At 55.5% G+C, this 11,425-nt stretch carries 10 protein-coding genes; 3 read left to right on the top strand and 7 right to left on the bottom strand.

The window, feature by feature from the left end; translation table 11 throughout:
* The gene (locus WNY37_RS15315; protein ID WP_342974266.1) at window positions 1–1,500 is read left to right on the top strand and encodes an AMP-binding protein; all 1,500 of its coding nucleotides are present in this window, start codon (window positions 1–3) and stop codon (window positions 1,498–1,500) included.
* A 205-nt stretch (window positions 1,501–1,705) separates the two neighbouring features.
* On the opposite strand, the gene WNY37_RS15310 is transcribed toward WNY37_RS15315, so the two are convergent.
* Window positions 1,706–2,518 carry an enoyl-CoA hydratase/isomerase family protein gene (locus WNY37_RS15310; RefSeq protein ID WP_342974265.1) on the bottom strand — a complete coding sequence of 271 codons (813 nt, stop codon included), beginning with the start codon at window positions 2,516–2,518 and terminating at the stop codon, window positions 1,706–1,708.
* A gap of 96 nt (window positions 2,519–2,614) precedes the next feature.
* Window positions 2,615–3,868, bottom strand: a complete 1,254-nt coding sequence (locus WNY37_RS15305; protein WP_342974264.1) for an MFS transporter — start codon at window positions 3,866–3,868, stop codon at window positions 2,615–2,617.
* Between the two features lie 536 nt (window positions 3,869–4,404).
* On the opposite strand from WNY37_RS15305, the gene WNY37_RS15300 reads away from it, so the two are divergent.
* Both WNY37_RS15300 and WNY37_RS15295 read left to right on the top strand, forming a co-directional pair.
* A complete protein-coding gene (locus WNY37_RS15300) occupies window positions 4,405–6,018 on the top strand; it encodes a GMC family oxidoreductase N-terminal domain-containing protein (protein WP_342974263.1) in 1,614 nt (537 codons plus the stop codon).
* 112 nt (window positions 6,019–6,130) lie between these two features.
* The gene (locus WNY37_RS15295) at window positions 6,131–6,850 is read left to right on the top strand and encodes a helix-turn-helix domain-containing protein (RefSeq protein ID WP_342974262.1); all 720 of its coding nucleotides are present in this window, start codon (window positions 6,131–6,133) and stop codon (window positions 6,848–6,850) included.
* Between the two features lie 7 nt (window positions 6,851–6,857).
* On the opposite strand, the gene WNY37_RS15290 is transcribed toward WNY37_RS15295, so the two are convergent.
* The 5 genes from WNY37_RS15290 to WNY37_RS15270 all read right to left on the bottom strand — a co-directional run bounded on the left by WNY37_RS15290 (window position 6,858) and on the right by WNY37_RS15270 (window position 11,145).
* Window positions 6,858–8,288, bottom strand: a complete 1,431-nt coding sequence (locus tag WNY37_RS15290) for an aldehyde dehydrogenase family protein (RefSeq protein WP_342974261.1) — start codon at window positions 8,286–8,288, stop codon at window positions 6,858–6,860.
* Window positions 8,289–8,305: 17 nt separating this feature from the next.
* On the bottom strand, window positions 8,306–9,385 hold the full coding sequence (locus WNY37_RS15285; RefSeq protein ID WP_342974260.1) for a transporter: 1,080 nt from the start codon (window positions 9,383–9,385) through the stop codon (window positions 8,306–8,308).
* Window positions 9,386–9,485: 100 nt separating this feature from the next.
* Window positions 9,486–9,899 (bottom strand): zinc ribbon domain-containing protein, encoded by a 414-nt coding sequence (locus WNY37_RS15280; protein ID WP_342974259.1) that lies wholly within the window; start codon window positions 9,897–9,899, stop codon window positions 9,486–9,488.
* Between the two features lie 132 nt (window positions 9,900–10,031).
* Window positions 10,032–10,814 (bottom strand): SDR family NAD(P)-dependent oxidoreductase, encoded by a 783-nt coding sequence (locus tag WNY37_RS15275; protein WP_342974258.1) that lies wholly within the window; start codon window positions 10,812–10,814, stop codon window positions 10,032–10,034.
* Between the two features lie 10 nt (window positions 10,815–10,824).
* On the bottom strand, window positions 10,825–11,145 hold the full coding sequence (locus WNY37_RS15270; RefSeq protein WP_342974257.1) for a 2Fe-2S iron-sulfur cluster-binding protein: 321 nt from the start codon (window positions 11,143–11,145) through the stop codon (window positions 10,825–10,827).
* Window positions 11,146–11,425: the final 280 nt, after the last annotated feature.

The raw sequence follows: 11,425 nt of genomic DNA, 5'->3' as shown, positions 1-11,425 counted from the left end.
TTGCAGACGATAAATGATGCTATCCATTGGTGGGCGCGTGTGATGCCGGATGCCCTGGCCTTGGACTTTGTTGATGACCGCGTCACCTACCTCGAATATCGCGATTGGTCAGAACGGATAGCGGCTCACCTGATACACAAAGGTCTTAAGCCGGGCGACAGGGTCGGAATTTGCGCAGGCAATTCGCTTCAATATTGCGTGCTGATACTCGGCATCCTGAGAGCAGGTGGCATAGCTCAGCCCCTCAATATGCGGTACACGTCACACGAACTCGCAGAAATCATTGAAGATACAGAGCCGCGCATGGTCTTCGCTGACGAAGACCGTATCGCAAGACTTGCGAATATCGATGTCGAAACGGTTCCATTGCAATCGGTCTTTGAGCACAGGCACGGGGAGCCGGCGACGGTCGCGCACCAGCCCAAACCGGATGACAAGGTCGTTATAATCGCAACCAGTGGCTCGACCGCAAAGCCAAAAGGGGTCGTTTTCTCACACCGCACGATGACGGGTTATGTCGCGACGCACGTGATGGAAGAGCAGAGCATCGGTAAGGGCTCGCGCGTTATCGTCCCGGCTCCGTTGAGCACGTCTGCGGGTTTCGTGCAGCTGATCCATTATAGCGTGTTGGGTTGTTCCCTGTTCTTCTTGAAGTCCTTTGAGCCTCAAGCCTTCCTCAAAACGATTGTCGACAAGAAGATAAACGGATTTGGCGGTGTGCCCGTCTTCTTTGAGGCGCTGTCGAAACTGCCCGAGTTTGAGGATGCCGACCTGTCCAGCATTACGATGGCCACGAGCGGGGGGGCGCCGGTCACGCAGGCCTTGCAGGATACCTGGATGAAGAAGGGTATCGTTGTGCGCCAGATCTACGGACAGACAGAGTGCGGCGGTAACGGCACCATCATGCCTGAGCATCTTGCAAAAATGCAGCCTCAGAAATGCGGAATGGGCGGTCTCTTCAACGAAATTGCGATTGTAGACGAAGACGGCAATCGGGTTCCGCCAAATACGGTGGGCCAGATCATTATGCGCGGCCCCGGCAATATGGTCGAATACTGGAACAATCCCGAGGAGACCGCAAAGACGATCAAGGATGGGTGGCTTTATTCCGGTGATCTGGGCGTCATGGATGAAGACGGATTGCTGACCTTCGTGGACCGCATGAAGGACATTATCATTTCCGGTGGGCTGAACATTGCGGCAGCTGAAGTCGAGCGGGCCGTGCTATGCAGTGGCCAGCCCATTGAAGAGTGTCTCGTCATTGCCGCGAAAGATGACAAGTTTGGCGAAACCCCGCTCGCTATCGTGTATGCGACCGGGGAGGTCGATGTGCCTGCCTTGATCGCTCACTGCAATGAGCAGCTCGCCGATTACAAGGTGCCTCGCTACGTTGCGATTGAAAACGAGCCGATGCCCCGCACCGCGACCGGCAAGCTTTCCAAACCCCCCTTGCGAGAAAAATATGCAAGCTGCGTTTCTGAATTAACGCGTGTGCGCTGAGGGGCGGTGCCGGACGAGACGAAGCTCGCGGCCTTATACCTGAAAGCGGGCTGCCTGATTGCAATCGACGCGGTCAGCGGCCCGCCAGAGCTTTGGTGTCCTGTGGATCGCCCGACCGTTCAGGGGAGGGGCAGCTGAAAGACATGAGCTTCAGTATGAAAGCGCTCTTGTCGTGATGCCGTCCCTGGCCGCTGAACGCGCTGCCTCATGAAGAGTAATTCGGCTTGCGCTTTTCCATGAACTCGGCGACGCCTTCTCGGAAATTGGGGTCCTGCGACGTGAGCATCTGATTGCGGTCTTCAAGCGCCATCACCGCTTCGAGCCCTTGAGCATCAATTGAGAGATTGAGAACATCTTTCGTGAGGCGAAGCCCCATGGGCGTTGCACGCAACATGTCTTCGCAGAAGGAAGCAGCTTCCTTCTCTAGCGCTTCAGGCGCCACGACGCGATTGGCGAGTCCCAATTCCAGCGCCTCTGTTGCACTGATGAATCGCCCGGTGAGCATGAATTCGCTTGCTTTCGACATGCCGAGCATTCGCGGCATGAAATAAGACACACCCATGTCGCAGGCGCTGAGACCGATGCGGATGAAAGCGGCGTTCATACGGGCATCTTCCGAGAGAATTCGGATGTCGGACGCAAGTGCGAGGGCGAAACCGCCCCCGCTTGCCGCGCCTTGTACGCAGCAGATGATTGGTTGCGGGCATCGACGCATGGCGACGTAGATTTCGGCGATCGACCTTTGTCCATCGAGAAGCGCGGCAACGTCCCGGTCGCTGGACGAATCGGTTACGGATGCTTCCTTCAGATCCAGGCCTGCACAAAAGGCTCGCCCGGCCGCTCGAAGCACGACGACCCGGACTGAGCGTTCCCAATAGAGCGCCTGAAAGATGTTGCGCAGGTCCTTCACCAGACCTTTGTTCATCGCATTGAGTTGGTCAGGACGGTTGAGCGTGATTGTCATCACCTCGTCGTGTACTTGAGTTTCAACATACTCCAGCTGAAGGTCGTTTAGCATTTAGTCTTCTTCTCCTTGCGCCGGCCCGCCATGAGCGCCGACCGGCAATCTACATCTGTTTAAATGAAAGTGTCCGAGTTGGCGGCCGTCCGCGTATCAATGCCCCGGGGCATGGGCTTTGGGCTTTGGTGGAAGTGTCGAGGCCGCTGGCCTGCTTTTCAGAACAAATCCAGATACAAAAACGAAGGATGCGGTCGTCAACGCAATGATGGCGAACACGCCCATTATGTAAATCTGCGACAGGTTCGTATTGAGCAGCCAGCCCCCTGTCAGCGGACCGAGAATGGCGCCGAACCGGGCCCATGCCAAGGCAGCCCCTGAGCCCGCGCCTCTGAGATGAACCGGATATCCCGCTGCTGCGACCGAATACAGAGCAAAAACGCCACCATTGACCAGAAACCCGGTCAGGGCGCCGATGATATGTAACGTTAACCAGTCGCTGCTGAGGGCGGTGAACATAAGAACGGGGACAATCGCGATCCAGCAGAGGGTGACCGGAATTTGATAGCCGAACTGGTCACACGCCCAGCCGACAGCAAAAATGCCAATCATGCCGAAAATTCCGTAAGCCAGCATCACGCTCGCGGCGGTTTCCGGCGTGAACCCCTTGCCCGAAACAATCATCGGCAACCAGACGGATGCGAAGTATGAAACGAGGTATGCCAGCGCAAAAATGACCCAGATAAGCAGGCTTTGATTGCGGTATTTGTCGGAAAGGAGCTGACGAAGGAAGCTCTCCTTCATCGTCTCTGGCTCAGTTCGCGCAGGTCGCTTGCCGGTGAAGGACAGTAAAACCAGCGGAATGCATGCCAGAGCCGCGGTTCCCCCGCCGAAGAAAGCCATTTGCCAATTCATGCCCTGTGAGAACAGACCTGCAGCGACAACCGCGCCGAGTGGTACGCCCCAAAACACAGCAGCATTTGTACGAAAGGTGCTCTTGTCCGTGGAAATGTTGGCGGCCATCGACATGAGATTCGGCAGCGCGACGCCAAAGCCAATGCCGGTCAACATACGAACAATCAGAAACGACTCGAAGGACTGACAGAACGGGGTGAGCAGCGTGAAGAGGCCGAAGGTGAGAAGGGCTGATGACAGAACAATTCGGTGACCAAAAACATCGCCCGCTCGTCCGCCGAATGAGCTGCCAATCATGATGCCAAAGCTGACAGCCCCGAATATCCATCCGAGCGCACTTGAATCGAAGCCGAGTTCCGGGGCGAATTTTGGAGCGGCGATAGCAAGGATCTGAATGTCATAGCCTTCAATGGTTGCCACCAGAAAGCAGGTTGCAATGGCAAGCCAGACCTGCCCGCGCGCGGGTTGTTGCGTGACGGGCTGTGATGAATTCACGATGGTCTCTGGGGCGATGAGGAGCCAATCAGCGAAACAAGTTTTTTCAACATACGATCCTGCCCTGGATTTTTAGATTCGGTGTCCGACGCAGCCGCCCGCCATTCCTGACCTTTATGGAATGAGCATCACCGTTCTAATTATATTAGTTTTATCTTTGCTACACATATTGCGGTTTGGCGGCAACGCCTAAAATTAACAGGCCACCCGGTTCAGGATCAGATCTCACCGAGATGCATTACAGGCCGGCGTTGCGCCACACTTCTTTACATGGCGTCGCGCGAAACAGGATTGCGCTAAATTTGGCTGTTTCTACTGACTTCTCAGAGTGAATAGCGCTCGAGTTCGTTAGAGGAAAAAAGAGCTGTTCGACGTTCCAGCCGGGCGAGCCTGACCGCCACTGGAAATTGCGGTCACTCAAATCTGATGAGCTTTTCAACATTCACGATGTGTGGGGTCGGCATGAACAGTCTTGCCCAAAAGCAATAAAACTGCTCGTATTAGATTTAATAATTCAAATAATCTGGGAGAGCGCGTTGAAGAAATACGACTACATTATCGTCGGAGCCGGAGCCGCCGGCTGTGTCTTGGCGTACCGCTTGTCTGAGGACCCTGAGATAAGCGTCGCTTTATTGGAAGCGGGGCCGCCAGACACACATCCTTTTATCAAGATGCCCAAAGGCTTGGCCAAGGTCATGGCCGACCCGAAACACGTTTGGGGTTATGCAAGTGTTCCTGAAGACACCAATAATCAGACATCGGAAGTCTGGGTGCGTGGACGCGTGCTTGGCGGGTCGAGCTCAATCAACGGCATGATGTACGTGCGTGGGCAGCCAGCCGATTTCGACACAATCGCTGAAATTTCCAGCGATGATTGGAGCTGGGATCATATTGGCGCGGCTTACGCAGCGCTTGAATCGCACGAACTGGGGGGCGACGAAACCAGAGGCGCAGACGGCCCTCTAAGGGTGACGTTGCCCGATACCAAGGACACGATAACCGATGCGATGCTTGATGCCGGCAAGTCTATGGGGTGGGTTGAAAAGCCGGATACAAACGCTCCAGACGATGTTGAAGGCATCGGGTATGCGCCTCGCACGGTGTATAAAGGCAGGCGTCAAAGCGCGGCCACAGCCTTTCTCGACCCTATTCGGTCACGCCCCAATCTGGACATCATTACAGACTGCACGGTCGACCGCGTCGTTTTGGAGGGCAAGCGCGCTGTTGGAGTTTATGTCGTTCATGAGGGGCAGAAAAAGCAGATCGAGTGCCGCGTCGAAGTGATCCTGTGCGGCGGGGCAATGGCTTCGCCAAACATTCTCGAGCGCTCAGGTATTGGCGACCCGGAGCGGCTTTCCGACCTCGGTATTGACGTTGTCGTCGCAAATCCGAATGTCGGTGAGAATTTGTTGGAGCACCGCGCGATTATCATGCAGTGGAAACTCAACAAGGACATCTCGCACAACAAGAAATATTACGGGCTCGGCATGATCAAGGCCGGCCTTCAATACTATCTGACCCGCAGCGGACCGATGTCAGCAGCAGCCTACGAGCAAGTGGCCTGGTTCAAGACCCGCCCAGGCCTCAATCGACCGGATGCGCAGTTCCTGTTCGCGCCGTTCAGCTTTGACTTTGAAAAGGATCGCAAGGATGTGGAGCGCCACCCCGGCATTCACGTAACAATTTATCCGCTGCGGCCGACGTCGCGGGGCCATGTGCACATCACGTCAACTGATATGGATGCACCGCCGCAACTGCGAACGAATTACCGGGACACTGAGGAAGACAGACAGGCCATGATCGGTGCTGTCCGCGTGGCACGAAAATGGGTTCAGCAGGAACCACTTGCGCAATATGTCGAAGAGGAAACACTGCCAGGACCGGATTACTCTTCCGATGATGATATCCTGAAAGCATACGATCAATTCGGCACGTGCGGTTATCATGCTGTGGGGAGTTGCCGTATGAGTGCAGACCCGGAAACGTCTGTTGTCGATCCGGAGCTCAAAGTCAGAGGCGTGGAGGGCTTACGTGTGATCGATACATCGATCATGCCGGTTATTCCATCCGGCAATACAAATGGCCCGACCATGGCGATGGCATGGCGCGCCGCAGATATCATCCAGAGAAAGTCGCTCGCGAGTGTGTAGCGTTTGGTGGCACGAGAGACGTTAAAGGCCCCCTGAGACAGCGGGTCTGGCGATCGCACGTTGTGGGAGAATTATCAGGAGCGGGCATTGCAGGTGCCTGATGGCCTAACTATTGCTTCATGGTATTAGTTTTAAAGAGAATGCCATGGGTCGCCCTTCAAAGTCTCTCATCTCCCGCGAAGGGGCAGCAGTCGCCGCATTGAACGTCATCGATGCGCAGGGGCTGCGCTCACTAAGCGTTGAACTCATAGCAAAGAGCCTCGGTGTGAAGGCGCCATCGCTTTACTATCATTTCAAGGACAAGAACGAGCTTCTGTCTGAGGTTGTCCTGCTGCTGTTGAGGGAAATCGAACCGCCGAAGGTTGATGAAAACGACTGGGAAAAAACGCTCGTCCGACTTTGCAAGTCGACTCGACGGACCCTTTTGCGGCACCCCAATGCGGTTCCCTTGCTTTTGCAGTTTTTCCCGAGGCGCATCCTCTTAGGCGCGTATGACTTCTGGACATCCATGTGTCCATATCCGCCTGAAGTTCAGATGGTGATCAGCGAAGGCACGGAAAAGATCACTTACGGATCGGCTCTATTTGAAGCGGCTGCCAAATCATACGGCGTGCAAGCGATGCCTGACTTCGATCTGGAGCAATTTCCGCACCTTGCCGAGGCGGTCCGCGCCAATCCTTATGACGAGGAAGAGTTGTTCGAAGAAACCATAATGAGTTTCTTGCGAGGATTCCGTCATTTACCTCAGACGCCGAAGCGCCTGACCGCCGCTGAAAAGAAGCGGGCGAGGCGTCTCGGTCTGGCAAAGAGCCTTCCGTCCGAAATCATCTAACGGCTCTTCAAGCGACATTGCTTGCAGATTTTGGAATGTAGATGGCTTTGGGCTGCGTAAACTCACGCAGGCCGTAAACGCCATTCTCCGATCCGACGCCTGATTGCTTGTGTCCCGTCAGCGGCGTAAGTGGCGTCGATTGGAGATTCTGGTTGATCCAGACCGTGCCGCTTTCCATTGCCGCAGCCACCTTCGTAGCTTTTTCAATGTCCGATGACCAAACGGCGCCAGCCAGGCCATATTCTGTGTCGTTTACGCGGTCGATGACTTCATCAATATCCGAGAATTTCATCATGGGCAGGATGGGGCCGAATGCTTCTTCCTGGACGACGCGAGAGTTCTCTGGAGGGTTGTCGACGATAGTGAGCGGGATGAAAAAACCCTTCTTCGGGACGTCAGAGCCGTACAGCATCGTCAGTCCACTGGTTTTTGCGTCCTCAAGCAGGTTTGTGACTCGGTCGAATTGAGCCTTGTTTTGTATCGGCCCGAACCGGTTACCCTGATTGCTCCCGTCTCCAACGGTCGCTGCTTTGGCGAGATCGTGGAGGCGGTCACGCATCGCGTCATAAATCGCCTCGTGGACATAGAGCCTTTTGGTTGCCACGCAAATCTGCGCCGTATTCGAAAATGCGCCTGCGAAGATCTGCTCAGCAACTTTGTCGACATCGACGTCTGGGAGAACAATCGCGGCGTCATTGCCACCAAGTTCCAGGGTGACTTTCTTGAGGTCAGATGAGGCCGATTCCATCACTTTCCGACCGGTCGCGGTAGACCCCGTGAAGGTGATTTTGGAGAAGCCTTTGTGCGATGTCATCCATGGGCCAAGTTCATCCCCGCCGCTAATGATATTGATCACGCCCGGTGGAAACACGTCCTGCAACAGCTCGCCCAGCTTAAGTGTGCACAGCGGCGTGAAGGGAGAAGGTTTAAGGACAATTGTGTTGCCCGTAAGGATCGCGGGCGCAATCTTCCAGCTGGCCAGAAGCACAGGAAAATTCCAAGGGACAATGGCGCAGACCGCGCCAAGAGGCTCGTGATGAACTTCGATCCGCCTGGTGTCAGTGTCTTCAGTGACGTCGACAGGCAGGTCGAGGTCTGCAGTGCCTGCAAACCAGTAGGCGGCTCCCATGATTTCTTCTTTAGCGATGGCTGTCGGGCGTCCTTGCTCCTTGGTGAACAAGCTCGCAAATGCGTCGGCGTGCTCCATGATCAGGGCGCTCGCTTTTCGAAGCGCGGACCGGCGTTCTTCAATGGGTGTCTTCTTCCAGCTGGAGAATGCCCGCTTTGCTGCGCTGACGGCTGCTTCCAGATCATCGCTCGAAGCTCGGGGGCAGGTGGCGAAGGCCTCTTCCGTGGCGGGATTGACGACATCTATCGTGTCGTTGGCACCCACCAGCTCGCCATCGATGAGCATCTTGTAGTCACTGTCGAACTGCATGTGCTTTTACTCCGAAACTATTGTGGTCGTTCTGCGCCAAAAATGGCCGAGCTGACGATCGGCGCGCCGGGGCCTCCAGCGAGAAGAACCGTTTTGGCATCTTCGACCTGATTTGACGATTCTCCGCGTATCTGACGAACGCTCTCGATGATCATTCCAATGCCGTGCACAAAACCTTGCGCAATATTTCCGCCGGACGTGTTGATCGGCAGCTTTCCGTTTGGAGCGATCAGGTTGTCGAAGGTGATGAATTCGCCGGCACCTTCTAGGGTGCAGAACCCATGATCGATGATGGAAGCGACCGCCTGCGCACTGAAGTTTTCGTATATTTGAGCGACATCGATATCTGCCGGGGTCAGGCCGGTTTGATCCCACAAATTGCGAGCAACGGATTTGAAGCCTGCGGTTGCGTACTGATCCTCATCGTCATTTTCGAGAAGGTCGCCCCAGCCTTTCGCTGCGCCTTGAGTCACGCCGAGCACGTAAGCGGGTTTCTGCTTAAGGTCGCGAGCGCGTTCTGAAGACACAATGAGAATGGCGCCCGCCCCGTCATTCTCGCGAGAACAATCAAACAGATGGAACGGCTCGCTTATGATCCGGGAGTTCTCATACTCGTCGGAGCTTAGCGACTTGCCATAAGCCACCGCTTCCGGGTTCCTGGCGCCGTGATAATAGCATGCATCAACGACGGCCTTGGCGGTTTCTTGCGGCACGCCATGATGCTCGAAAAGACGGTTCGCCCGTATGGCGCAGGTCTGGGCAGGCGCAATGATGCCAGCTCCAATCATATGCGTGTTCAAGTGGTGCGCCATGACGGCGGCCGAAAGACGTCCACTGTCTCCCTGCACCAAAGCCCTGTAGACGATAACGGCGCTGGCTTGGCCCGTTAGAATTGCGCCGGCAGCCTGGCCAATCGCTGCCGCGATGCCGCCGCCGCCGCCGCCAAACACGGTGCTGCACCACCTGAGCTCCTTGATGCCCAGATCGGTCATGAGCCTTACGGGCTCGTTGTTATCGTCGCCATAAGAGGCAAAGCCGTCGATTTCCGATGGATGGAGGCCCGCATCCTCGCAAGCATCGACGATGGCGCCAATCAAAACGCCCCTCTCGGGAAGAGGCGCGCTACCTCTTTTGTACTGTCTCAGGCCAATGCCCGCTGCAGCAATGTTTCCTGCTATGCCCTGCATATGCCTCTCCTTAAACTTTTGACCAGATCAGCGCCGGAATCTTTCGGCCCTGAAAGTCAAAGGTTTCGATGCGGCCCTCCACATCCTGGCCAATGCTGACCGGCTCATCGGGTTTATCGAGCGTCCCAAGCAGGCGGACATGATCGACACCATCCAAAGTGACCACAAGCGTCACGAAGGGCGGTTGGAGTTGCTTGGGAGCACCGAAATCGTGCCAGGTCCTCGTCCAGCTGAAGACCTTGCCAACGGGCTTCACCGCTTTCCACTTGTGCTCCCAGCTGCCGCACTCGGGACACCTGAACACTGCCGGCCAGTGCACAGTGCCGCATCCTGCGCAGGATTGAACACGAACTTCTCCGGCTTCCAGCCCCTCGAAATAGGCCTGGTCAGCGCCAGTTGTGTACTGGGTCATAGCCTCACTCATATGCGTGCTGCTTTCCGGGTTGATATGGGTTTGGATTCATGGGGTGCTCTAAATCTAATATTGTTAGGCACACAATACCCGGTGCGGGGCATGCGTCAACACGGTTAGGATTCGGCACCACACGCGACGAATTCATCTCGCGACTTGCGCGTCATCTGCAATGATGCACGTGCCTGTTACGAAGTGAGATCTGGGGTCGACGAGATACAGGAGTGTTGAGTCCAGCCAGGCCGGATCACCAATCCGCTTTCTGGGGTAGCGATCGCTGATGCCGTCGCCGACGCGGTCAATAAACCCGTCGGTCATCTCTGAGTAAAACATGCCGGGGGCAATAGCGTTTACGTTGATGTTGTAACGCGCCCACTCGATTGCTAGGGTTTCAGTCATCCGGACAATGCCTGCCTTCGTGGCGCAATACAGGGCCGATGCGGAGTTCGGACGATAGTGAAACGCACCGACCGATGAAAGATTGACGATCCGCCCGGGTTTCTCTGCTTTGATCAGGCGGTTTGCGACTTCGCGGCTGGCAATGAAGGGCCCGCGGAAGTTGGTCGAGATGACCTGATCGATGCGTTCAAGATCGAGCCGAGTGGCGAAATCAGCATCGCTTATGCCGGCATTGTTAACGAGAATATCGACAGTCCCGAGTTCGCTTTCTGCGTGGTCCAGAGAAGCGCAAATCGCGTCTGCGTCGCAAATATCCATTGAGGCAAGCGATACAGTGCAGCCGAGCGCCTCCAGCTCATCCCTTAGCGACTGAAGCGGCTCTAGCCGACGACCGCTCAGGTGGACCTTCGCGCCGCTGAGCGCCAGAGTTTTGGCAAACCTGCGGCCAAGTCCTGATCCTGCTCCTGTTACGAAAGCGACATTGCCGGTGAGGTCCACCGCGTTCGAGCGTGTTTCTTGGTCCGTCATTTAGGGCCCTTCAGTATTGGGTTTCGGGGGTGGTGACTTTCAGGCCGTCCAGCGCATCGCTGAGCGTGATCTGGCATGAAAGGCGGGAGTTCGATTGGGCGCCCTCTGCAAAATCCAGCATGTCTGTTTCGGATTGCGAGGGAGGTGTAAGTTTCTCCAGGAATGCCTCATCGACATAGACGTGACATGTCGCGCATGCGCATGAGCCGCCGCATTCAGCCACAATACCTGGAATGTCATTCCTTACGGCGGTTTCCATGACGCTCTGGCCGACCGTTCCATCCACCGTGCGCGCTTCGCCTTGAAAATCTACAAATGTTACTTTTGGCATAGGCTTTCCATCGATCCTGCAGAATCGGGCTTATAAAACTATAGACATTAGTTTCAATAGGAAATTCGTTGACCCCGTGTCGTCCTTGCGAGGCCGTAGTGCATTGTCGAACAGGCGAAGCTTTGTCCTGGCAACGCCGTCTGGCAATATCTTAAAGCGCTCAGCGACTGACAAATTCGCTTCTTAGGTCGGTTTGAGCTTGCCCGGAATGCCTCCGCCGGCCAGTGACCATAATGCCACCGTCAGACCTCTTTACGAGTACGAATTAAAAAACTAATAC

The sequence above is a fragment of the Henriciella sp. AS95 genome (assembly GCF_038900055.1).
GTDB lineage: Bacteria > Pseudomonadota > Alphaproteobacteria > Caulobacterales > Hyphomonadaceae > Henriciella.
This window is presented reverse-complemented; position numbering and strand designations above follow the sequence as displayed.